22 protein-coding genes are annotated in these 20,859 nt (G+C 62.2%); 14 read left to right on the top strand and 8 right to left on the bottom strand.

Translation table 11 applies throughout. The features are described 5' to 3' along the window. Positions 1 to 264: 264 nt before the first annotated feature. Positions 265 to 2,277 (bottom strand): DNA primase, encoded by a 2,013-nt coding sequence (dnaG, locus tag BBX50_RS09410; RefSeq protein ID WP_065775050.1) that lies wholly within the window; start codon positions 2,275 to 2,277, stop codon positions 265 to 267. A gap of 215 nt (positions 2,278 to 2,492) precedes the next feature. On the opposite strand from dnaG, the gene BBX50_RS09405 reads away from it, so the two are divergent. Further along, complete coding sequence (locus BBX50_RS09405) at positions 2,493 to 3,398, top strand: hypothetical protein (protein ID WP_065775049.1); 906 nt, start codon at positions 2,493 to 2,495, stop codon at positions 3,396 to 3,398. Here BBX50_RS09405 and BBX50_RS09400 read toward each other — a convergent pair. Beyond that, on the bottom strand, positions 3,391 to 3,840 hold the full coding sequence (locus tag BBX50_RS09400; protein ID WP_065775048.1) for a GatB/YqeY domain-containing protein: 450 nt from the start codon (positions 3,838 to 3,840) through the stop codon (positions 3,391 to 3,393). The genes BBX50_RS09405 and BBX50_RS09400 overlap by 8 nt on opposite strands. A 326-nt stretch (positions 3,841 to 4,166) precedes the next feature. On the opposite strand from BBX50_RS09400, the gene carA reads away from it, so the two are divergent. After that, complete coding sequence (gene carA / locus BBX50_RS09395) at positions 4,167 to 5,372, top strand: glutamine-hydrolyzing carbamoyl-phosphate synthase small subunit (RefSeq protein WP_065775047.1); 1,206 nt, start codon at positions 4,167 to 4,169, stop codon at positions 5,370 to 5,372. 89 nt (positions 5,373 to 5,461) lie between these two features. On the opposite strand, the gene BBX50_RS09390 is transcribed toward carA, so the two are convergent. Further along, entirely contained in the window at positions 5,462 to 6,352 is an 891-nt protein-coding gene (locus BBX50_RS09390; RefSeq protein ID WP_065775046.1) for a LysR substrate-binding domain-containing protein, read from the bottom strand. 230 nt (positions 6,353 to 6,582) lie between these two features. Between BBX50_RS09390 and BBX50_RS09385 the strand changes: the two genes are divergently transcribed. After that, positions 6,583 to 6,888, top strand: a complete 306-nt coding sequence (locus BBX50_RS09385; protein ID WP_065775045.1) for a hypothetical protein — start codon at positions 6,583 to 6,585, stop codon at positions 6,886 to 6,888. A gap of 128 nt (positions 6,889 to 7,016) precedes the next feature. On the opposite strand, the gene BBX50_RS09380 is transcribed toward BBX50_RS09385, so the two are convergent. Then, positions 7,017 to 8,219 (bottom strand): pyridoxal phosphate-dependent aminotransferase, encoded by a 1,203-nt coding sequence (locus BBX50_RS09380; RefSeq protein WP_065775044.1) that lies wholly within the window; start codon positions 8,217 to 8,219, stop codon positions 7,017 to 7,019. A gap of 163 nt (positions 8,220 to 8,382) precedes the next feature. Between BBX50_RS09380 and BBX50_RS30250 the strand changes: the two genes are divergently transcribed. The 4 genes from BBX50_RS30250 (at position 8,383) to BBX50_RS09365 (ending at position 12,962) form a co-directional block, all read left to right on the top strand. Beyond that, positions 8,383 to 8,553 carry a hypothetical protein gene (locus BBX50_RS30250; protein WP_161490862.1) on the top strand — a complete coding sequence of 57 codons (171 nt, stop codon included), beginning with the start codon at positions 8,383 to 8,385 and terminating at the stop codon, positions 8,551 to 8,553. Positions 8,554 to 8,738: 185 nt separating this feature from the next. Continuing rightward, on the top strand, positions 8,739 to 11,033 hold the full coding sequence (locus tag BBX50_RS09375) for a marine proteobacterial sortase target protein (protein WP_244513138.1): 2,295 nt from the start codon (positions 8,739 to 8,741) through the stop codon (positions 11,031 to 11,033). Further along, entirely contained in the window at positions 11,023 to 11,691 is a 669-nt protein-coding gene (locus BBX50_RS09370; RefSeq protein WP_065775042.1) for a class GN sortase, read from the top strand. Before BBX50_RS09375 ends, BBX50_RS09370 begins: the two co-directional genes overlap by 11 nt. Before the next feature lie 83 nt (positions 11,692 to 11,774). Beyond that, complete coding sequence (locus tag BBX50_RS09365) at positions 11,775 to 12,962, top strand: PQQ-dependent sugar dehydrogenase (RefSeq protein WP_065775041.1); 1,188 nt, start codon at positions 11,775 to 11,777, stop codon at positions 12,960 to 12,962. A 25-nt stretch (positions 12,963 to 12,987) separates the two neighbouring features. On the opposite strand, the gene BBX50_RS09360 is transcribed toward BBX50_RS09365, so the two are convergent. Further along, positions 12,988 to 13,419, bottom strand: coding sequence for a hypothetical protein (locus tag BBX50_RS09360; protein WP_065775040.1), 432 nt, complete (start codon positions 13,417 to 13,419; stop codon positions 12,988 to 12,990). Between the two features lie 87 nt (positions 13,420 to 13,506). On the opposite strand from BBX50_RS09360, the gene BBX50_RS09355 reads away from it, so the two are divergent. From BBX50_RS09355 to BBX50_RS09345, 3 genes are all read left to right on the top strand, one after another. Then, positions 13,507 to 14,403, top strand: a complete 897-nt coding sequence (locus BBX50_RS09355; RefSeq protein ID WP_065775039.1) for a DMT family transporter — start codon at positions 13,507 to 13,509, stop codon at positions 14,401 to 14,403. Positions 14,404 to 15,104: 701 nt separating this feature from the next. Then, positions 15,105 to 15,320, top strand: coding sequence for a cold-shock protein (locus BBX50_RS09350; RefSeq protein WP_034788690.1), 216 nt, complete (start codon positions 15,105 to 15,107; stop codon positions 15,318 to 15,320). A 177-nt stretch (positions 15,321 to 15,497) separates the two neighbouring features. Then, the gene (locus BBX50_RS09345; protein WP_065775038.1) at positions 15,498 to 15,941 is read left to right on the top strand and encodes a BA14K family protein; all 444 of its coding nucleotides are present in this window, start codon (positions 15,498 to 15,500) and stop codon (positions 15,939 to 15,941) included. Positions 15,942 to 15,980: 39 nt separating this feature from the next. On the opposite strand, the gene BBX50_RS09340 is transcribed toward BBX50_RS09345, so the two are convergent. Both BBX50_RS09340 and BBX50_RS30440 read right to left on the bottom strand, forming a co-directional pair. Then, positions 15,981 to 16,676 carry an MBL fold metallo-hydrolase gene (locus BBX50_RS09340; RefSeq protein WP_065775037.1) on the bottom strand — a complete coding sequence of 232 codons (696 nt, stop codon included), beginning with the start codon at positions 16,674 to 16,676 and terminating at the stop codon, positions 15,981 to 15,983. A gap of 163 nt (positions 16,677 to 16,839) precedes the next feature. Continuing rightward, on the bottom strand, positions 16,840 to 17,004 hold the full coding sequence (locus BBX50_RS30440; RefSeq protein ID WP_201723461.1) for a hypothetical protein: 165 nt from the start codon (positions 17,002 to 17,004) through the stop codon (positions 16,840 to 16,842). Between the two features lie 149 nt (positions 17,005 to 17,153). Between BBX50_RS30440 and BBX50_RS09335 the strand changes: the two genes are divergently transcribed. Next, a complete protein-coding gene (locus BBX50_RS09335) occupies positions 17,154 to 17,777 on the top strand; it encodes a DUF1236 domain-containing protein (RefSeq protein WP_065775036.1) in 624 nt (207 codons plus the stop codon). 310 nt (positions 17,778 to 18,087) lie between these two features. Next, positions 18,088 to 18,354, top strand: a complete 267-nt coding sequence (locus BBX50_RS09330; protein WP_034788698.1) for a hypothetical protein — start codon at positions 18,088 to 18,090, stop codon at positions 18,352 to 18,354. Between the two features lie 74 nt (positions 18,355 to 18,428). Here BBX50_RS09330 and BBX50_RS09325 read toward each other — a convergent pair whose 3' ends face one another. Continuing rightward, positions 18,429 to 19,319 (bottom strand): branched-chain amino acid aminotransferase, encoded by an 891-nt coding sequence (locus BBX50_RS09325; protein WP_065775035.1) that lies wholly within the window; start codon positions 19,317 to 19,319, stop codon positions 18,429 to 18,431. A 269-nt stretch (positions 19,320 to 19,588) separates the two neighbouring features. Between BBX50_RS09325 and BBX50_RS09320 the strand changes: the two genes are divergently transcribed. After that, on the top strand, positions 19,589 to 20,068 hold the full coding sequence (locus BBX50_RS09320) for a MarR family transcriptional regulator (protein ID WP_065775034.1): 480 nt from the start codon (positions 19,589 to 19,591) through the stop codon (positions 20,066 to 20,068). Between the two features lie 57 nt (positions 20,069 to 20,125). After that, a complete protein-coding gene (locus tag BBX50_RS09315) occupies positions 20,126 to 20,827 on the top strand; it encodes a response regulator transcription factor (RefSeq protein ID WP_065775033.1) in 702 nt (233 codons plus the stop codon). Positions 20,828 to 20,859: the final 32 nt, after the last annotated feature.

Here is a 20,859-nt window from a genome sequence, read left to right as displayed (position 1 = left end):
CGCAAGCAAACGGGCACAAATGCGCGCGCCGTGGTGTCTGCCTCCAGGAGGAGCAGAAATCTCCCGCGGCAAATGCCTCCAATACCATGGCGGCGGCGAAGTGAAGCGAGATCCTGCTCCCGCAGCGCCATCAACAGAGACTGGAGTTCGATCCAACGGATGAGGTCGCTTCCGCTCGCGGTCCGGTACACATGTGCCCATACGCTGCGGGAGCAAACGCCCATTTCACCGCGATCAATGCCCGGATCGGGCAGCCATGCCCGACTAGCGTGCCGCCGGTCCCTTCACACGGCCCGAAAGCACGCCGAAGCCCTCGATGATCGCTTCCTGGTTCTCAAGCCGGGTCACTTCGAGTTGCACTTCCTGAAGCGTGCGCAGCAGTTGCGGCACCGCTTCGAGATCTCCTTCTTCCGTCGCGTGCGCCAGTTCGCGCTCGAGCTCGCGCCGCTGCCAGTGCAGGGCCTTTGAGCGTTGGTGCAGCGCCAGCGCCTGCAGGTAGCCCTCACGTGCATCCTCAGGCGCGGCCGCCGTGGTTGCCGTCCAGAGCCGCGCATAGCGGACCTGCTGGTCGAGTGCCGCAATCAGTGCGCCGAAGTCTTCCGCCTGCAATTGTTCGACCAGTCCCTCCCGCGTCAGGCGGGGGCCGTGATGGGCCGCTGCGTTCAGCACCGCCGCCCAGCAGCGTTGCAGCTCGCGATGGTCGAATTCGATCGTCGAGATCTCGTCATATTCGTCAAACAGCAGTTGCGGGTGGTTGACGATGGTGAGCGCCAGCACGCTCTCGCGCAACAGCGGGACCACCTGCTGCCCGCTGACGAGCGAGGATCGCGCCAGCCGGTCGGAGATTGCCGTCGGCCCGGCTGCATTCGGGCCGCGTGGCCCGCCAGCGCCACGCGGACCGCCGCCTTGCCGGCCACCACGCTCAAAGGGACGCCGCTCTCCCCGCCCGGAACCGGACGATTGCAGGAAGGCATTCAACCGGTCGCGCATGTCCTGGCCATAGTGGCGGCGCACGCTCTCGTCGGCGATGACCGCCGTCACCTGCTTCAGCCGCGCTTCGAGCTCGGCGCGCTTTTCCGGCGTGTCGAACGCCCCGCCCTGGATCTCGCGCTGCCACACCATCTCAGCCAGCGAGCGGGCATTGGCGAGCACCTTGTCGAAGGGCGCACGGCCTTCCTGGCGCACCAGATCGTCCGGGTCCTTGCCATCAGGCAGCATGGCGAAGCGCACCGAGCGGCCGGGCTTCAGATGCGGAAGCGCCAGATCGACACCGCGGTTGGCAGCACGGATACCGGCGCCGTCGCCATCGAAGCAGAGCACCGGCTGCGACGTCATCTTCCAGAGGAGGTCGAGCTGGTTTTCAGTGAGCGCAGTGCCGAGCGGCGCCACTGCGTTCTCGACGCCCGCCTGGTGCAGCGCGATAACGTCCATGTAGCCTTCGACGGCGATGATCGTACCCGCCGCATCGTCCTGGCCGGCATCGGCAAGGCGCCCAGCCCCTTGCGAGGCTCTGCGTGCACGGGCAAAGTTGTAGAGCACGTTACCCTTGTGAAAGAGCTCGGTCTCGTTCGAGTTCAGATATTTCGCTGGCGCGTCCGGCGACATGGCGCGGCCGCCAAAGGCGATGACCTTTTCGCGCGACGACAGGATCGGGAACATGATGCGGTCGCGGAACCGATCATAGGAAACCGGTACGTCCGGCCCATGCACCACGAGCCCGCAGGCCTCGATCTGCTCCTTGCCGACGCCCTTGCCGGCCAAAAACTCCTTCAGCGCATTGCGGCTGTCGGGCGCGTAGCCCAGGCGAAAGGTCTCGATCGTCCGTCCCGTCAGCCCGCGCTCGCGCAGATAGGCGCGCGCCTTGGCACCATTGGCCGTCTGCAGCTGATCCTCGAAGAATTGTGTCGCCAGCTCCATCACGTCGAGCAGGCTGGTGCGCTCCTTCTCGCGTCGCTCGGCCTGCGGGTCGGGCTGGGGCATGGCAACGCCGGCCATGTCGGCAATCTGCTGCACCGCCTCGGGGAAGCTCAGGCCTTCAAGATCGGTGAGGAAGCGGAAATGATCGCCGGAAACGCCGCAGCCGAAGCAATGATAGCGGCCCTTGCGGTCCTCGCAGTGAAAGCTCGGCGACTTCTCGCCATGAAAGGGGCAGCAGGCCCAGTAATCACCGCGCGAGACATTGGTCTTGCGCCGATCCCAGCTGACGCGCTTGGCAATCACGTCCGAAATCGGCACGCGATCGCGTATCTCGTCAAGAAAGGACTGTGAAAAGCGCATGGAAACCTCTGGTCGATCCTCCATATAGGCGGCAAGGCCGTTGGGCGCCACAACCGTGATCGGGCATGCCCGCAATTCACAGGACCGAAACGGGAACCATACCCGCTACAAGCAATCAGAGATTGTGTGTGAAGTTTTTCTGAAGACCAAAAGTAGAGCTTGACACCGCGTCGGCGAAAAGGATCAATTCGCCGTCCCGAGTTGGATCATTTGCCATGGCCATTTCCGTCGAAGTGCTCGCATCCAGCCCGGCGTTCTTCTCGGCCGTACTGAATTATGCCCGCGGCATGGTGGCGATCTACGCAGAAAACCCGCGGCTCGCATCGATCTTCTCGTCCCAGCAGCGCTGGCTGATGGCGCAATCCGGGCTTGCTCTTTATCACGACCGCGCCCCCGATGATCCGTCGAGCGGCCTCTATAGCGGCCGCTTCATCAACTATGCCGTCGAGAACGATATCGCCAGCCGCAATACCGCAGCCTCATTCCTACAGGAAATGGTCGCCTATCGCTTTGCCCGGTACGCAACCGTTCAACCCGACAAGCGCAGCCGACCGCTCGAACCCACGGACGCCGCGCTCGACTACCTCTGGAAATGGATGCAGGCGCACTTGGCCATCCTCGATGCCTTCGACGGCCAATCGCGGACAACGAGGCTCGACGGGCATCGCGAACGGTTTGGGCGCTTGCAGACGGCGGTCGCCCACGCACTCGTCGGCAACGATCAGGTCCGTCGCCCTGGTCCAACCTTCGACCTCTTCACCTGGGTGAATTCCGGTGGCGTCGTGATGGACGATCTTTTTTCCCGCATCGACACTTTCGATCCACACGCCGCGCATGTGAGGATCGGCCCCGTTTCACCCAGCGATTTGAGCGAACGCTTCATGATCTCGAAGACCCATCTCAAGCGGATCTTCGACAAGGCAGCACGGTTGGGCAGCATGGGATGGGAACGAACGCCGGGACGCGGTGACGTCTGGCTGTCGAAGGGCTTCATCCGGGAGTATTGGGATTATCAGGCAGAGAAATTTGCACTGATCGATCGCGCCTTCGACGATGTGTTTCAGCCGAACACGGAAGAAGCGGCGCCCGCCGCATGCGGACGGGCGCCAGCACTTACTTGAGCAATTCTTTCACCAGGCCGGAGGCCTTGGCAAAGTCCATCTGGCCGGGATAGCGCTCCTTGAGCACGTTCATGCACTTGCCCATGTCGCGCAGGCCGTGCGCGCCGGTCTCCTGAATGATCGAGGCGCAGAGTTCCCTCACCTTTTCTTCCGGAAGCTGGGCCGGAAGAAACTGGTTGATGATCACGATTTCCTGCCGCTCCTGCTCGGCAAGCTCCGGTCGGCCACCCTCATCATAGATGCGGGCAGACTCTTCGCGTTGCTTGATCATCTTGGCGAGGATCTGCAGGATTTCGTCATTGCCAACAGGGTCCTTGCCGAGGCCGCGATTGGCGATATCCCGGTCCTTGATCGCCGCCTGGATCAGCCGCACGGTCGAGGTACGCCGTGCGTCCTTGGCTTTCAGGGCTTCCTTCAGTGTGTCAGCGAACAGGTCGCGCATGTCTATACTCCATGTCGAAACCGGCCCGCGGTGCTCTGCCCGGAACCGGTTCGAAACCATCATTGTTACCGTCGTCTTAAACCAGTGTGACAGGCGCAATCAAACGGAATACGCAACCAATTGAATTAAAAGGAATTTTATTTCCAGACAATTCACAGTGGCCGGTTGACCCGGAAGAGCGCTTTGGCTATTTTCCCGCACCTGCACGACATCGGCATGTGAGCACTTTCCGCGGGGTTTCCGCGCGTCCATGCCTGAGCACATGAAATGGCGATCGATTGCCGGGCTTTCAAGCCCCGCTTGGCGCCCGCAACGGGATAGGAACGATGACCGCGACACCCGCATGGACCACTGAAAAACCAACAGCACTGCTCGTTCTGGCCGACGGCACCGTGATCGAAGGCAAGGGCATCGGCGCGACCGGCAAGGTGCAGGCGGAAGTCTGCTTCAACACGGCGCTGACCGGCTACCAGGAAATCCTGACCGACCCCTCCTATCTCGGCCAGATCGTCACCTTTACCTTCCCGCATATCGGCAATATCGGCGCCAATGACGAAGACATCGAAGACCTGACGCCGGCAGCACGCCACGGCGCGGTCGGCGTCATCTTCAAGGCCGATATCACCGAACCGTCGAACTACCGCGCCGCCAAGCACCTCGACGCTTGGCTGAAGGCGCGCGGCATCATTGGCCTCTGCGGCATCGACACCCGCGCGCTGACGGCCTGGATCCGCGAGAACGGCATGCCGAACGCCGTCATCGCCCATGACCCCTCCGGCGTCTTCGACATCGAGACGCTGAAGAAGGAAGCCAAGGCCTGGAGCGGGCTTGAAGGCCTCGATCTCGCCAAGGTCGCAACCTCGGGCCAGTCCTCGCGCTGGGACGAGAAACCCTGGGTCTGGGACGAAGGCTATTCGACGCTCGGCGATCAGGATGCCGCCTACCACGTCGTCGCGCTCGACTATGGCGTCAAGCGCAACATCCTGCGTCTCTTTGCCGGCCTCAACGCCCGCGTCACCGTCATGCCGGCCGCAACCAGCGCCGATGAAGTGCTGGCGCAGAAGCCGGATGGCATCTTCCTGTCCAACGGCCCGGGCGACCCGGCGGCAACCGGCGAATACGCCGTGCCCGTCATCCAGGATCTCCTGAAGACCGACATCCCGGTCTTCGGCATCTGCCTCGGTCACCAGATGCTGGCGCTCGCTCTCGGCGGCAAGACCGAGAAGATGCACCAGGGTCACCACGGCGCAAACCACCCGGTCAAGGACCACACGACAGGCAAGGTCGAGATCGTCTCGATGAACCATGGCTTCGCGGTCGATTCGAAGTCGCTGCCGGAAGGCGTTGAAGAGACTCACATTTCGCTCTTCGACGGCACCAACTGCGGCCTGCGCGTCGCCGGCAAGCCGGTCTTCTCGGTCCAGCACCACCCGGAAGCCTCGCCCGGCCCGCAGGACAGCCACTACCTCTTCCGCCGCTTCATGAACCTCGTGCGCGAGAAGAAGGGCGAACCGGCGCTCGCCGAGCGCTAAGCGCAAAAAAGCAATCTCACGAAACGGCCCGCCTCGCGCGGGCCCTTTCATTTGCGGCCGCCAGGTCAGCGATGAGGCGGTAGCCGCCGTCAGCCTCCGGCCAGTCGGTCCGCTATGAAATCGACGACCGCCCGGACGGAAGGGAGCTGGCCGCGTCGATGCGGCATCAGAAGCGTTGTCGTGACCAGTCCCGCCTGCCACTCGGGCAGCACTCGCACGAGGCTGCCGTTCTCGATTTCAGCACGGCAAAGCTTATGTGGCAGGGCGGTAATGCCCAGCCCAGAAAGCGCCGCCTCAAGGAGCACGTGGGACTCGTCGGCAACAAAGCGCGGCTTGGGTCTTGCCGAAACAGCGGCACCGTCCTGATGGCGCAGCGTCCAGCCATCGCTCACCAGCGACGACAGCAAGCCATCATGGCCCCCGAGATCATCAGGCCCGAATGGAACGCCTTTTCGCGCCAGATAGCTGGGCGCCGCCACCAGCCAGATGACGTCCGCGGCAACGCGCCGCTGCACGAGGCCGGAATCCGGCAGCGACGCGAAATGGTCGCGCACGGCAATGTCGAAGCCTTCCTGGATGAGATCGACGAAGCGATCGGTCGCATGCAGCACCACCCGCATCTTGGGATAGGTGAGCGCCAGCTGCGGCAGCAGCCCCGCCAGCGTCATCTGCGCCGTCGGCACCGAGGCGGTGATCCGCACCGTGCCACTCGGTTCTGCGAGCCTGCCCTTGACCACGGCTTCGGCGGCTTCCGCCTCGATCAGCATCGCGGCCGCATGGCGATAGAAATCCTCGCCGATCTCGGTCATCGTGAAGCGCCGGGAGGTCCGGTTGATCAACCGGACCCCGAGCGTCTTCTCAAGCTCGGCCACGCGTTTGCTGAGCGTCGATTTCGGCACGTTGAGGACACGCGCCGCCGGCGCAAACCCCTTGTGATCGACCACATGGGCGAAGATGATGAAGTCGTTGAGATTGCGCATCGCGGTCACCGGTGTCCATGTTCATGGATGATAGGTCCGTATTTGGCCAATTTTCACAAGACCGTCCATGACTCCATACCCGCATCGAAACCGAACTTCGAGGGAAGGGTCAAGGGCGGCAGGGCCCTTCGCAATTCCGCACGCCGCCGGCGCCGATGCGGTCACGGACCTCACTTGCGGTTGACCCTTCGCCGGGCTTCACGCATCCTCCCGTGCAACTGGAGGTGACGATGATTACAGGTCCGCAGTGCCGCGCCGCCCGGGCGCTGATCGAAATCTCGCGCGAGATGCTGTCAAGCTTTTCCGGCGTCAACGAAGACACGATCCTCAAGTTCGAGCGCAAGCTGGAGACCCCCGGCGACGACGTCATCCTGTCGCTGAAGCATGCGCTCGAAAATGCCGGTGCGGTGTTTCTGCCCGAAGGCGAACGCGGCATCGGCGTGCGGCTGAAGTTCACCCGCTCCGAGGCCCGCCGCCTCTCCATCCTCGAAAGCGAGGGTGGCGTCGTTGGCGACGACGAGGTTCCGGGCGCGTGAAATTCTAACGGGATTTCAACCCATTGGCCGATCCGCTTGAATCAAATTGGCCGCCCGTTGAATCGATCTGCGAACAAAAAAGCCCGCCGTCGCCGGCGGGCTTTTTCATTGAATGCAAAGCTTGCAGCTTACTTGCAGGCGGCACAGAAGCGCTGGATGCGGCGGCACGCTTCTTCGAGCTGCGCTTCCGAGGTCGCATAGGAGATGCGGAAGTTCGGGCCGAGACCGAAGGCCGAACCATGCACGACGGCAACGCCTTCGGCTTCCAAGAGCTCGGAGACGAAGTCTTCGTCCGTCTCGATGACCTTGCCCGACGGCGCAGTCTTGCCGATGAGGCCGGCGCAGGATGGGTAGACGTAGAAGGCGCCCTCCGGCGTCGGGCACGAAATGCCCTTGGCCTGGTTCAGCATCGACACGACGAGATCGCGGCGACCTTCGAAGATCTTCTTGTTCTCGGGGATGAAGTCCTGCGTGCCGTTCAGCGCCTCGACGGCCGCCCACTGCGCGATCGAGGTGGCGCCCGAGGTCTGCTGGCCCTGGATCATGTCCATGGCCTTGATGAGCGGCAAGGGGCCGGCTGCGTAGCCGATGCGCCAGCCGGTCATGGCATAGGCCTTGGAGACGCCGTTCATCGTCAGCGTGCGGTCGTAAAGGCCGGGCTCGACTTCAACGGGGGTCGCGAACTTGAAGTCGCCGTAGGTCAGGTGCTCGTACATGTCGTCGGTGAGAACCCAGACATGCGGATGCTTCATCAGGACGTCGGTCAGCGCCTTGAGCTCGGCATGGCTGTAGGCAGCGCCAGACGGGTTGGACGGCGAGTTGAAGATGAACCACTTGGTCTTCGGCGTGATCGCCTTGTCCAGGTCTTCGGGCTTGAGCTTGAAGTTGTTTTCCTGCTTGGTCGAGACGGTGACCGGGGTACCGCCGCACAGCGCCACCATCTCCGGATAGGAGACCCAGTAGGGTGCCGGGATAACGACTTCATCGCCCGCGTTCAGCGTCGCCATGAAGGCGTTGAAAAGAATCTGCTTTCCGCCGGTGCCGACGATCGTCTGGGCAGCCGCGTATTCGAGGTTGTTCTCGCGCTTGAACTTCTTGGCGATCGCTTCGCGCAGTTCCGGAATGCCGGAGACCGGCGTGTACTTCGTCTCGCCGCGGTTGATCGCGTCGATTGCTGCCTTCTTGATATTGTCGGGCGTATCGAAGTCCGGCTCTCCTGCACCGAGGCCGATCACATCGCGGCCTTTCGCTTTCAGCTCACGGGCTTTCTGCGAAACGGCGATGGTGGCGGAAGGCTTTACACGGGAAAGAGCATCGGCAAGGAAGGCCATGGGTGAAGGTCCTGATCGTTTCGAGACGAGGTGATCGCTACGGAACGTAAAAGCCAGGCTCCATAGCGGTTAGGTCTATGTCGAAAGACGCCCGGCCTTGCAAGCGCCGGAACGGCAAAAACGCCGGAAACGCGGGCAAAAAACGTCACCATGACAAAGTTTCATGAGTGCGATCAGCTTTGGCGATCGCTCGCCGCAGTCCGAACGACGCTCGCCAGCCAATCGCGCGCCGCAAAAATGGAACGGCCCTGGCGCTTCGAACGGCCACGGACCGTATCAGTCCGAAACGGTTCTTGATCGCGATTTATTCAAAAAAATCAGCGGAATCCGGTGATTTACGAAAAGCCATAATTTGGCCACGACAACTGTCGCGGTCCGCCGCAATTCCGTCCTGCAACAGCCGGTTTCCGAGCCTTTTCTTCGATGATCCGAACACATTCGCATTACGGGGGTTATGCAATGTTTCTCGACGACGAAATCGCCTCATTGAAGACACGGCAGAACGAAGCGCGCTGGGGCATGTATCTGGCGCTCGCGGCCCTTGCCGCCTGCATCCTTATGTTCATCGGTCTGATGACCCAGGCCGCCGCCGAAACGGTGAGCGCCAGGCCGCAGCAGATGGCGGGCTACGTCCGCCCCAACGACGTGGGCACCGGCGCCCTGCTCTTCCCGTCGAAGGAGCCCGGCTATTTCGTCGAGGCACCGCGCCTGGCGACCGACGTCGAGATCGACGTCAACGGCCCGATCATGCGCACCCGCGTGACCCAGCGCTTCGAGAATCCGAGCAAGGGTTGGGTCGAAGGCACCTATGTCTTTCCCCTGCCCGAAGATTCGGCCGTCGATACGCTGAAGATGCAGATCGGCGACCGCTTCATCGAAGGCCAGATCAAGCCGCGCCAGGCCGCCAAGGAGATCTACGAGCAGGCAAAGGCCGAGGGCAAGAAGGCGGCTCTGCTCGAGCAGCAGCGCCCCAACATCTTCACCAACCAGGTGGCCAATATCGGCCCCGGCGAAACGGTCGTCATACAGATCGAATACCAGAGCGCAGTCCGCCAATCGAACGGCCTCTATTCGCTGCGCTTCCCCATGGTCGTGGCGCCGGGTTACAACCCGGAGCCGATCGTTCAGACCGTCGATCTCGATAGCCGCACCGGCTATGCCGTCAGCGATCCGGTTCCCGATCGCGACAAGATCGAAGCGCCGGTTCTCGACCCGAAGGAAAACGCCAAGGTCAATCCGGTCACGCTCACCGTGAACCTGAAGGCCGGCTTCCCACTCGGCGACGTGAAATCCGCCTATCACGACGTGGATGTCGCCAACCTCGACGATCTTACCCGTCGCATCACACTCAAGGCTGAAAGCGTTCCGGCCGACCGCGACTTCGAGCTCACCTGGAAGGCGATCGAGGGCAAGAGCCCCTATGCCGGCCTCTTCCGCGAGACCGTCAACGGCAAGACCTATCTGCTCTCCTTCGTGACACCGCCGGCCACCGCAACCGAAGCCGACGCCAGGTCGGTCAAGCGCGAGGTCGTCTTCGTCATCGACAATTCCGGCTCCATGGCCGGCCCCTCGATGGAGCAGGCCAAGGAAAGCCTGGCGCTGGCGATCTCCAGGCTGAAACCCGAGGACCGCTTCAACGTCATCCGCTTCGATGACACCATGAGCGTGCACTTCCCCTCTCTCGTGGAAGCAACGCCGGACAAGCGCGAGGATGCGATCGCCTATGTGCGCGGCCTGACGGCTGATGGCGGCACGGAGATGCTGCCGGCGCTGGAAGCCGCCCTTCGCACCCAGGGAACGGTAGAACCGGGTGCGCTTCGCCAGATCGTCTTCCTGACCGATGGCGCGATCGGCAACGAGACACAGCTTTTCGACGAAATCCAGAAGAACCGCGGCGACGCCCGCGTCTTCACCGTCGGCATCGGCTCGGCCCCAAACAGCCACTTCATGACCAAGGCGGCGGAATACGGTCGCGGCACCTTCACGCTGATCGGCTCGGAGAGCCAGGTGGCGACACGCATGGGCGAGCTCTTCACCAAGCTCGAAACCCCCGCGATGACCGACATCTCTGCAAACTTCGAGGGCGCTTCGGTCAGCGACATCACGCCGAACCCGATGCCCGATCTCTATCGCGGCGAGCCGGTGGTGCTGACCGCCGAACTCGATGGCACAGCGCCCGAAGGCAAGCTGCAGATCCTCGGCAAGGCCGGCGACCAACCCTGGCGGGTCGAAATGGACATCGCCAAGGCTTCGACCGGCCAAGGCATCGCCACGCTCTGGGCGCGCCGCAAGATCGACGACCTGGAGGCGAGTGCTTCGACGATCGCCGATCCAGCCACACTCGACAAGCGGATCGAGACCGTAGCGCTCGCCCATCACCTCGTCTCGCGAGTCACCAGCCTCGTCGCCGTCGATGCCACACCATCGCGCCCAGCCGGCGAGCCGCAGGCCGAAACGAAGCTGCCCGTCAACCTCCCGGCCGGCTGGGACTTCGGCAAGGTCTTTGGTGAAGCGCCCGCTGAAGATGTCCCCGGCAAGGTCGATGAACGCGATGCCGCGCTCGAGAGCCAGACCAGGCTCGCCATGGTGACGGCCGACCGCATGCTGGCGGCACCGACGGCGCGCGCCGCCAGCATGATTGCCGAAGCCAACAACCAGGTGACCCTGCCGCAGACAGCAACGGAAGCGGACAGGCAGATCCTGGTTGGCCTGATGCTGCTGGCCGCAGCACTCCTTGCCGGCACGACTTTCGTCTTCTGGCGTGGCCCGATTGCGGCTGTCGTGCTTGCCGGAGTGCGCCGCCATGGCCGCTGAGAACGAGAGGCCCGAGCCGCGCCCAGGCTTTCTCGCCCGCCTCTCGGCGGTCGAGACGATCGTGCTTGCGATCATCGCGCTGATTGCTCTTGCCGGTCTGATGCTGATCGGCAAGGGCTTCTATATGAAGGCCAAGGCCGAGGTTTCGCAGGTGCTCTTGAAGCGCACCTTCGAAGCACAATTGCACGGCAACCCTGATGGCAGGCCCTGGCCCTGGGCCGACTTCCGGACGGCCGCCGAAATCACCGCCCCGAGATTGAACCGCTCGGCGATCGTGCTTGAAGGTGCAAGCGGCGAAGCACTTGCCTTCGGCCCCGCCTGGCTGACGACGACGCCGCAGCCGGGTGAAGAAGGCACGTCCGTCATCGCCGCCCACCGCGATACGCATTTTCGCTGGCTGAAGGACGTCACTCCCGGCGATCTCCTGGTGTTGACACGCACGGATGGTCGCCGCTTCCTGTTCCGTGCCGGCGAAGGCCGCGTCGCCCGTTGGGACGAGAGCGGCATCAATGCCTCTGCCAGCGGCCACCATCTGGCACTCGCCACCTGCTGGCCCTTCGACGCAATCGAGCAAGGCCCGATGCGCTACATCGTCAGCGCCGAGCTTATCGGTGAACAGCGCTCCGGGCCGCTGACCACAGGCTCGATCTCGAAATAAACCGCTTTTGATCGGATGTGACTTGAACCGTTCGGTCGACCGTTCCAGCTTGCCATCTGAGCGAATCGGCGTGGAGGAGCGGAATGCTGCGAGCGGATGCAAGTGCGTCGAAACAGATAGGCACATTGCGGCCCATCCCGGCCCTGGCGCTGTTTGTCACCTTGGCAACGGCGGCCTCCCCTTTTGGCGCAAAAGCACAGGAAGCCCGCGAGTTCCCGAGCCAGCAGGGCACCTTGCGTGTTGAAACCCTGGCAACGGGCCTCGAACACCCCTGGTCCGTCGAAGCGCTCCCCGATGGCGGGCTGATTGTCAGCGAACGTCCCGGGCGGCTCCGGATCGTTCGCGACGGCAAGGTCTCAAAACCACTGGCCGGCACCCCGAAGGTCGCTGAGTACGGACAGGGTGGCCTGCTCGACATCGCGCTCGACCCCGGCTTTGCCGAAAACAGGACGCTCTACCTGACGCTCGCGGCCGTGGGCGACGGTGGCTATGGCACTGTCCTCGTGCGGGCAAAGCTCTCGCCGGACGAAAGTAGCCTCAGCGAGGTCAAGGAACTCTTCCGGATGAGCAGGTTTACCGGCAAGGGACAGCATTTCGGCTCGCGCATCGCAATCGCGCCCGATGGCAGCCTGTTCTTCGGCATCGGTGACCGGGGTGAAGGGGATCGCGCGCAGGACCCGCGCGACCACGCCGGCGCGATCCTGCATATCAATGCAGATGGCACCGTTCCCGGATCGAACCCCTATCGCGGCGGCACCGGTGGCCTCGCGGAAATCTGGTCGAAAGGCCACCGCAATCCGCAAGGCATCGCCTTCGATCCGAAGGATGGCACTCTTTTGACGGTCGAGCACGGTGCGCGGGGCGGCGACGAGATCAACAATCCGCAGGCCGGCCACAACTACGGCTGGCCGGTTATCACCTACGGCAAGGACTATTCCGGGGCGGAGATTGGTGAAGGCACCGCAAAGGAGGGGCTCGACCAGCCGCTCTTCTATTGGGACCCGTCGATCGCACCCGGGGCGCTCGCCGTCTATCGCGGCAAGATGTTTCCCGAATGGGATGGCAACCTGCTGGTGGCGGCGCTGAAGTACCAGCTTCTCTCCCGGCTCGAACGCGACGACAGTGGTGCCATCGGTTCCGAGGAACGCCTGTTCGACGGTGAATTCGGCCGCATCCGCGATGTCATCGTCGCGCCTGACGGGGCCTTGCTGATGGTGACCGACGAGGAAGACGGGGCGGTGCTGCGCGTCTCCAGGGGTGCGACGCAGTAAATAAGCTCAGGCGTCCACATTCGTCTCACGACAGCCGATCACGAAGCTCCTTGCGGAACATGAATTTCAGCCCGGACCAGACGGCGTCAACGGCGCACACCTTCACATCGACGAGGCCGAGCGGCAGGAAGATCTCGAGCAACACATCCTCCGTCAGTGTGGTCGGAACCCTCGAAGCCTTCTTCGGCCACGAGATCCAAAGAATCCCGTCCGATTTCAGACGGGCTGCAACCTCCGGCGCCAATTCATCCAAGACAGACCTCTGCGTCTCGAACACATGGACATAGTCGTAGCTGCGTCCGGCAGCCGGGTCGATCGAGGTTTCGCACCTTAGGAATTCGGCAAAGCCGGTGATCTCGCTCATGTCGGGCGGAGTACCAAGCAGCAGGGCTGCCTGCCCCGCCTTCAAGCCAAGCTTGCGGGCAAGCGGCGTGCCGGAATACCCGCTGTCACCCATCATCCTCTCCAAGCGCCGGGCGGCAACGATGAGCCTTGCCCACCGAAAACGCAACTGCTAGACGGCGCCTGTCCGAGGAGAGCACTTATGACCCGCATTCAGGCCAATCTGTTCCTGTTGATTTCAGGCGCGATATGGGGCGCCGGCTTCGTCGCGCAGTCGACGGCCATGGATGCGATCAGCCCGCTCTGGTTCATCACGCTGCGCTTTGCGATCGCCACGCTCGTCGCGTTGCCTTTGGCCGTGATCGAAACGAAGCGCGCCACCGAACCGCTCAAGCTGACGACCGTGCGCAATTTCATCTTCATCGGCCTGGCGCTCTTTGCCGGGGCCGTGACGCAGCAATTCGGCCTGCTCGACACCAGCGTCACCAATTCCGGCTTCCTGACCGGGCTGTACGTCGTCTTCGTGCCCGTGCTGACGGTCATCTTTCTGCGCCGCAAGCCGCACTGGGTCATCTGGCCGGGCGCGCTGATGGCACTGTTCGGCATTTTCCTGTTGAGCGGCGGAACGTTGTCGGCGTTGACCGGCGGTGATTATCTGACGGTCGTCTGTGCCCTGTTCTGGGCGGTGCAAATGCTGCTCATCGGTCTCTTCGCCCCCAGCAGCGGCCGGCCGATGTTGCTGTCGATGACACAATTTGCCGTTTGCGCCGTGCTTGGCTTCCTGTTCGCGGTGAGAACGGAACCGCTGACACTTGCCGCCATCGACGGCGCTCTCTTCGAGATCCTCTACGCCGGCATCTTTTCGAGCGGCCTCGCCTTCATCCTGCAGGTGGTCGGCCAGCGCTACACGACAGCGCCGCAGGCGGCGATCTTCCTGTCAAGCGAAGCGCTGTTTGCAGCCCTCTTCGGCGTCCTCCTTCTCGGCGAGGTCATCACCCCGATCGGCTATGCCGGCTGCGCCATCATCTTCACTGCCATGCTGGCGGTCGAGATCGTGCCCGAGCTGACAAAGAGCCGGCGCGCGCAAGTGCCAGCCTGACACCGAGCGCAGGCTGTTTTCCACGTCGCATTGCGAACTATAACAACGGCCAGCCTGAACGCTGCACTGGTGCTTTACTTGCTATTGTTCCAAGCCGGGAGATCGTTGCTTCACGGCAATGCCCCACCGCGGGGCGCATCGCGCAGTCCAATTCAAGACCTGTAGATTTTCTGCAAGAATCCCACGTAAGAAACCCTTTGCGTGAGAAGCCTCAAACATATCAGAGAGTTGCCAATAGCGGGCGCTGCCGGCATTTGGTCGGGTTCGCGCGCGCTACACCAGAAATCGACCAAAACCACTCAATTTTGCAGCATTTGTATTCAAAAAGCTGTGATTTCAACAGCTTGCGATATATCTTGAGCAAATGCCAACAAAGCCGCAAATGACCGATTTTTGAGCAATGACAAGACGCAATACCACCACCGAAAAGTTTTGCTTGCCAATTCAAAATAAACCCATCACTCTTACTCTGTTCGGGCAATCTGCGAACACGGGAAGATCTTGAAATAAAAGCGGGCCGGAGACGCAAAAACTCCGGGCGGCCAGGCCGATGGGAAGCATGAAATGCGACCCTTCCAATGGCTGGCTGCGGTAACCAGGACCCTTTCCTCAAACGTCGAGAACTGCCTGCCAACGCCCATCCGGGCAAAACTGCAATGCCGCCCGTCCGTCAAACGGGTGGAGAGAAAAGGACCTGACGCATGGCCGAAACTGGCACTGTAAAATTCTTCAACACCGACAAGGGCTTTGGTTTCATCAAGCCTGACAACGGTGGTGCAGATATCTTCGTACACATTTCCGCAGTCCAGGCTTCCGGCCTGACCGGTCTGACGGAAAACCAGAAGGTAAGCTTCGACACCGAACCGGATCGCCGCGGCAAAGGCCCGAAGGCGGTCAACCTGCAGATCGCCGGCTAACGCCGACATCTGCTGATAGATTCTAAGTTGAAGCCCGGCATTCTTGCCGGGTTTTTTTGTTGTGAGCCCGGCAAACCTGCCGGCTTTTTTGTTCAGGCTCGGTTCAGTTTGGCGGCGTTAACCTTCCGCCATCATGAAGTCCGGATTGATCCGGTCCATGCGATAGGATTGAAGCCCATGAACAAGTTCATCAAAGCCGCCGTTCTCTCGATCGCTGCAGCTGCCATGGTCATCCCGACCTTTGGTGCCGCTCAGGCAGGCGGCCGGTATCACGACCATGACGACGCATGGGCGGCCGGTGCTGCGGGTCTGGTGGCCGGCGCGTTGATCGGCGGCGCGATCGCCTCGCAGCCGCGCTATAACGGCGGCTACAACGAGCGCGTCTACATCGATCCGGAACCGGAATACGACTATTACGAACCGCGCCCGGTCTATCGTGCCCGCCCGGTCTACCAGGCGCGCCCTGTTGTCGTCGACAGCTATGGCGGCGGTTACCGTTCGCTCGAGCCCTGGACCCCGTCCTGGTACCGTTACTGCTCGCAGCGCTACCGCTCGTTCAACCCGGACAACGGCACCTTCCGCGGCTACAACGGCCGCAGCTACTTCTGCACCGCCGGCTGATCAGGCCAGGACAGGTCGAGACAACAAAACGCAAGGCTCTCACGAGCCTTGCGTTTTGTTGTTCCGGGTCGTCGATGCGACCTGTTCCGGCGGCGTGAGACCGCGCAGATAGGGATTGGTGCGGCGCTCCTCGCCGATCTGGCCGCCCGGGCCGTGACCGCAGATGAAACCGACATTGTCTCCAAGCGGCAGGATCTTGTCGCGGATCGAATCGAGCAATTGCTGATGATTGCCGCCCGGCAGGTCGGTGCGACCGATGGAGCCATGGAAGAGCACGTCGCCGACATGGGCAAAGTTCTGCGCCCGGTTGAAGTAGACGACATGCCCCGGTGCATGGCCCGGGCAATGCAGAACTTCGAAGACGTGTTCGCCAAAGGACACGGTGTCGCCCTCTTCGAGCCAGCGATCGGGAATGACGTTCTGAACCTTCATCGCGAGACCGAAGCGTTCCGCCTGGCTCTCGAGCCTTTCGAGCAGCGGCAGGTCGTCCTTGTGCGGGCCGATGATCTCGAGCCCGAGCGCGTCCTTCAGCTCCTTGGCGCCGCCGGCATGGTCGATATGGCCATGGGTAATCCAGATCGCCTTCAGCGTGATGCCGTTTTCGCGAACCGCCTGCAGAATGATATCGACATCGCCACCGGGATCGACGATCACGCCTTCCTTGGTTTCGCTGTCGAACAGCACCGTGCAATTCTGCTCGAAATGGGTAACCGGGATGATGCCCGCCTGTAACATGCGCGTCCGCCTCAATAGGATCCACTGCATGTTTCCTTTTGGATTGAAGGACAAAACATGCAGGACTTCGAAGTTCTGCAGCACCCTTCACGCATCCTTTAGGAAACGCGGCGCTGCAGTCTCTCTTTCCTATAGCGGCAATTGACGCCCGTGACAGCGCCAATCAGCGCAGAACGGCGATTTGGGCGGTGGGGGGCTGCGGCGCCGGCCATTGCACGGTCGTCATCAGCAGCGCCGAAATGGCGAGTTCGGCAGCAACGACGATCCGGACAACCGGCTTGAGGCCGCGTGCGGTCGCATCGTTCTGATCTGGTTGGTTACCCTGCATTTTTCGTCCCCTCTCCTGCCGCCTGCTCGCCTGGCTCCCCGGGTGCGGCAACGGCGCCACCATGTCACGGCGTCACATTTCGTGACGTTCCCGGGGGAACATCCACGCGCAGGCAGCGTTTCGCCCTCACCAATAAGAGGAGAAAGATGATGGTGAAACTTACCCGCCCCCTGTTGCGCGCCACTGCGGCCGCGGGTTTGGTGCTGGCGATCGGCCTGCCGTCCGCCTTTGCAGCCATGACCGCGACGACGGTGACGGATCTCAACATCCGCACGGGTCCGGGGCCACAATATCCAACAGTCGGCCTGGCGGCCCGTGGCAGCACCGCAGTCATCGATGGCTGCATCGAAGGCAGCAAATGGTGCCGCATCGATGTCAATGGCGTACGCGGTTGGGTCTACGCGCAATATCTGACCACGGACCTTGGCGGCTCGGCCGTCGTTGTCCAGGAGCGCCGCGCCGATCTGGCCATTCCGGCCGTCACCTACGAGGCCCAGCCCAATGACCCCGTTATCGTCAGCAGCGGCGACGAACTGATCGGTCCGGTCGAGCAGATCGACCCGATCGCACCGCCCGACAACGTGCGTACCTATATCACCACAAATCCTGGTGAGACCGTCTATCTCGACGGCGAGGTGGTGCTCGGAGCAGAACTTCCCGAAACCGTGGCCGTCCATCGCGTGCCGGACTACAACTACGACTATGTCAACATCAACGGCCAGCCGGTGCTGGTCGAACCGGCAACGCGACGCATCGTCTACGTCTATCGTTGATGACCCCACGCTCCGGCGGCCAGGAGCCGCCGGAGGCTCATGCGTCCGCACCGAGCGGGGCGCGAATCACTCACGATAATCCCCCGGAAATTGCGGTCATTGATGCAACCGATGTTGTCCTGACGGCCCCACTTCCCCTTTTTGAGCCGTTTGCGCTGCCAAAACTGGCTATTTCAACAACCAAAACGTTCTGTCGGCGCCGGCATCGCGCGGTCAAATTGACAGAGTTCAAAATCGGTCTCACCCTGTTTGAGCCGGATCATCGGCTTTTGGTGGCCCGTCCACGACGCGCCACGACACGGAGGGATCAATGGAAGCATTAATGCCTATCATTACCCAGTTGATCGCGGGGGCGGCCGGCGGCAACGCGGCCAGCGCAGTCTTGAAGCAGCAGGCTTTCGGTGTCGTCGCACGGACCATCGTCGGCGCCATCGGCGGCCTGGGCGGAGGCTTCCTCATCCAGATGCTCGGTGGCGAAGCAGCCGCAACGGGCCTTGCCATGCAAGCCATCGGCGGCCTCGTCGGCGGCGGCGTGCTGAGCGGAATCGTCGGGCAGTTCTTGGGGAAGACCGCCTAACTCTGCGATCATATCCGAGCAAGACAAAAGGCGGCCCATGGCCGCCTTTTCCGCATCAGATAGCAGTGAGGGGGTTACGCGGCCGCCGCGGCGACCGGGTAGACTTCCTTCATGTAGTCGTTCATCAGCGTCTCGCAGATCGTCGCCGGCGTGAAGCGATAGGGACCGATCTCGGAGACCGGCGTCACCTCGGCGGCCGAACCGGTGAGGAAGCATTCGGAAAAGCCGGAAAGCTCCTCCGGCATGATGGTCCGCTCGACCACCTCATAACCGCGGCGCTTGGCAAGCTCGATCACCGTGCGGCGGGTGATGCCGTCGAGGAAGCAATCCGGCACCGGCGTGTGGATGACGCCGTCCTTGACGAAGAAGATATTGGCACCGGTCGCCTCGGCCACCCGGCCGCGATAGTCGAGCATCATCGCGTCCGCATAGCCCTTGGCTTCCGCAGCGTGTTTGGAGATGGTGCAGATCATGTAGAGGCCCGCTGCCTTGGACTTCGACGGCGCCGTCTGCGGGTCCGGGCGGCGATACTCGGCAATATCGAGACGGATGCCCTTCAGCTTCTCCGCCGGGTTGAAATAGCTGCCCCATTGCCAGATGGCGATGGCAACATTGATGCGATTGTTCTGTGCCGAAACGCCCATGCTTTCGCTGCCGCGCCAGGCTATCGGCCGCACATAAGCCTCCGAGAGGCCCTGGCGCTTCAGGAGCTCGACGCTGGCGGCATCCAGTTCTTCCACCGAATAGGGAATCTTGAAGCCGAGGATATCAGCCGACTGATGCAGGCGCTGGTTATGTTCCGTCAGCTTGAAGATGCGTCCGCCATAGGCGCGCTCGCCTTCGAACACGGCGCTCGCATAGTGCAGACCATGGGTCAGCACATGCACCTTGGCGTCCTTCCACGCGACGAATTCGCCGTTGAACCAGATTTCTCCGTCCAACTGATCAAAAGGAACCGCTGCCATGGTGTTATCCTCCGGCGCATCTACGCCATTCTTGTTGATTATGGTCCCGCTTTCAGTCTATCGGCAAACTGATTGAGGGAAAATTCAATTTCGTGATTTTGGATTTGCGATCGGAACGGCGCGGCATATCCTTTCGAAGGTGTTGCTAACGCCAAATGTCTCGCTTACCGAGCATGGACGCTAACGACGCGGTAAAAATATGTCAATAAAGCTGACGTATTTTTCCGATTGTTTCGCAAGTTGCAATCTGGCTGAAAGGAAATGACCGCGTGGCCGGCCAATCCAAAGAGAACACCCGGTATCTCACTGATGCCGCCGCCGATGACGACACGATCGATTTCGAGATCATCGAGCTGCTCTTCTTCGCCTATCGCGACTTCACCTCCGACCCTGACGCGATCCTTGAAAAGAGCGGCTTCGGGCGGGCGCATCACCGCGTCGTGCACTTCGTCGATCGGGAGCCGGGCATGACCGTCGCCGACCTCCTGGACACGCTGAAGATCACCAAGCAGAGCCTCGCGCGCGTGCTCAAGCAACTGATCGACTCGGGCTATATCCGCCAGGAGACCGGACCGGAAGACCGGCGTCAGCGCATGCTCTATACCACGGAGGAAGGCCAGGCGCTGGCGCGTGCGCTTGCCGAGCCACAGTCCCGCCGCATAGCCGATGCATTGGCAAGGACCGGTCCGGGCGCGCGGGAAACCGTCAAGCGCTTTCTGGCCGGCATGAAGAACAACGCCGAAGACTGACACGAGACCCGCCGCGGGCGGGCCACCGGGAAAGCGCAGCCACTGGGGAAGCATGGAATGACGACAAAAGCGACTGTCTCGGACGATGCGGCTCACCTCCTGGTCGTTGACGACGACAGGCGCATTCGCGATCTCCTGAACCGCTATCTGGTCGAACAGGGATTTCGCGTGACGACCGCGTCGGACGCGGACGAGGCGCGACGCAAGCTCGTCGGCCTCGACTTCGACCTCCTGATCGTCGACGTGATGATGCCGGGCGAAAGCGGCATCTCGCTGACCCATAGCCTGCGTCAGATCAAGACCGTGCCGATCCTGATGCTGACGGCACTGGCGGAATCGAACTCCCGCATCGAAGGTCTGGAGGCCGGAGCCGACGATTACCTGTCGAAGCCCTTCGAACCGCGGGAACTGGTGCTGCGCATCAACAATATCCTGCGCCGCAACCAGCCGGCCCAGGCGCCCAAGGTCGACCAGGTGATCTTCGGTCCCTACACCTTCTCGGTGGTGCGCAAGGAGCTTCGGCGCGGCGCCGATCACATTCGCCTCACCGACCGCGAGCAGGAGATCATGACGCTCTTTTCGCAACGCGCCGGCGAGACCATCCCGCGCCACGAGCTGATCGGCGACGACGCCGAGGTGGGTGAGCGCACGATCGACGTGCAGATCAACCGCCTCCGGCGCAAGATAGAGGATGATCCGTCCAACCCCGTGTGGTTGCAAACGGTGCGCGGTATCGGCTACCGGCTGAGTGTGGATTGAATTGGCAGGCCCTTCGATGAGCGCGGCAAACC

It is taken from the genome of Ensifer sp. LC11, from assembly GCF_001695835.1.
GTDB lineage: Bacteria > Pseudomonadota > Alphaproteobacteria > Rhizobiales > Rhizobiaceae > Ensifer.
The sequence above is the reverse complement of the archived record's forward strand: the minus strand, read 5'-3'. Positions and strand labels throughout refer to the sequence as shown.

What these genes read in the sequence shown, in the direction of transcription:
- dnaG (WP_065775050.1), bottom strand. Translation starts at nt 2,277, where the DNA reads ATGCGCTTTTCACAGTCCTTTCTTGACGAGATACGCGATCGCGTGCCG.
- BBX50_RS09405 (WP_065775049.1), top strand. Translation starts at nt 2,493, where the DNA reads ATGGCCATTTCCGTCGAAGTGCTCGCATCCAGCCCGGCGTTCTTCTCG.
- BBX50_RS09400 (WP_065775048.1), bottom strand. Translation starts at nt 3,840, where the DNA reads ATGCGCGACCTGTTCGCTGACACACTGAAGGAAGCCCTGAAAGCCAAG.
- carA (WP_065775047.1), top strand. Translation starts at nt 4,167, where the DNA reads ATGACCGCGACACCCGCATGGACCACTGAAAAACCAACAGCACTGCTC.
- BBX50_RS09390 (WP_065775046.1), bottom strand. Translation starts at nt 6,352, where the DNA reads ATGCGCAATCTCAACGACTTCATCATCTTCGCCCATGTGGTCGATCAC.
- BBX50_RS09385 (WP_065775045.1), top strand. Translation starts at nt 6,583, where the DNA reads ATGATTACAGGTCCGCAGTGCCGCGCCGCCCGGGCGCTGATCGAAATC.
- BBX50_RS09380 (WP_065775044.1), bottom strand. Translation starts at nt 8,219, where the DNA reads ATGGCCTTCCTTGCCGATGCTCTTTCCCGTGTAAAGCCTTCCGCCACC.
- BBX50_RS30250 (WP_161490862.1), top strand. Translation starts at nt 8,383, where the DNA reads ATGAGTGCGATCAGCTTTGGCGATCGCTCGCCGCAGTCCGAACGACGC.
- BBX50_RS09375 (WP_244513138.1), top strand. Translation starts at nt 8,739, where the DNA reads ATGTATCTGGCGCTCGCGGCCCTTGCCGCCTGCATCCTTATGTTCATC.
- BBX50_RS09370 (WP_065775042.1), top strand. Translation starts at nt 11,023, where the DNA reads ATGGCCGCTGAGAACGAGAGGCCCGAGCCGCGCCCAGGCTTTCTCGCC.
- BBX50_RS09365 (WP_065775041.1), top strand. Translation starts at nt 11,775, where the DNA reads ATGCTGCGAGCGGATGCAAGTGCGTCGAAACAGATAGGCACATTGCGG.
- BBX50_RS09360 (WP_065775040.1), bottom strand. Translation starts at nt 13,419, where the DNA reads ATGGGTGACAGCGGGTATTCCGGCACGCCGCTTGCCCGCAAGCTTGGC.
- BBX50_RS09355 (WP_065775039.1), top strand. Translation starts at nt 13,507, where the DNA reads ATGACCCGCATTCAGGCCAATCTGTTCCTGTTGATTTCAGGCGCGATA.
- BBX50_RS09350 (WP_034788690.1), top strand. Translation starts at nt 15,105, where the DNA reads ATGGCCGAAACTGGCACTGTAAAATTCTTCAACACCGACAAGGGCTTT.
- BBX50_RS09345 (WP_065775038.1), top strand. Translation starts at nt 15,498, where the DNA reads ATGAACAAGTTCATCAAAGCCGCCGTTCTCTCGATCGCTGCAGCTGCC.
- BBX50_RS09340 (WP_065775037.1), bottom strand. Translation starts at nt 16,676, where the DNA reads ATGTTACAGGCGGGCATCATCCCGGTTACCCATTTCGAGCAGAATTGC.
- BBX50_RS30440 (WP_201723461.1), bottom strand. Translation starts at nt 17,004, where the DNA reads ATGCAGGGTAACCAACCAGATCAGAACGATGCGACCGCACGCGGCCTC.
- BBX50_RS09335 (WP_065775036.1), top strand. Translation starts at nt 17,154, where the DNA reads ATGGTGAAACTTACCCGCCCCCTGTTGCGCGCCACTGCGGCCGCGGGT.
- BBX50_RS09330 (WP_034788698.1), top strand. Translation starts at nt 18,088, where the DNA reads ATGGAAGCATTAATGCCTATCATTACCCAGTTGATCGCGGGGGCGGCC.
- BBX50_RS09325 (WP_065775035.1), bottom strand. Translation starts at nt 19,319, where the DNA reads ATGGCAGCGGTTCCTTTTGATCAGTTGGACGGAGAAATCTGGTTCAAC.
- BBX50_RS09315 (WP_065775033.1), top strand. Translation starts at nt 20,126, where the DNA reads ATGACGACAAAAGCGACTGTCTCGGACGATGCGGCTCACCTCCTGGTC.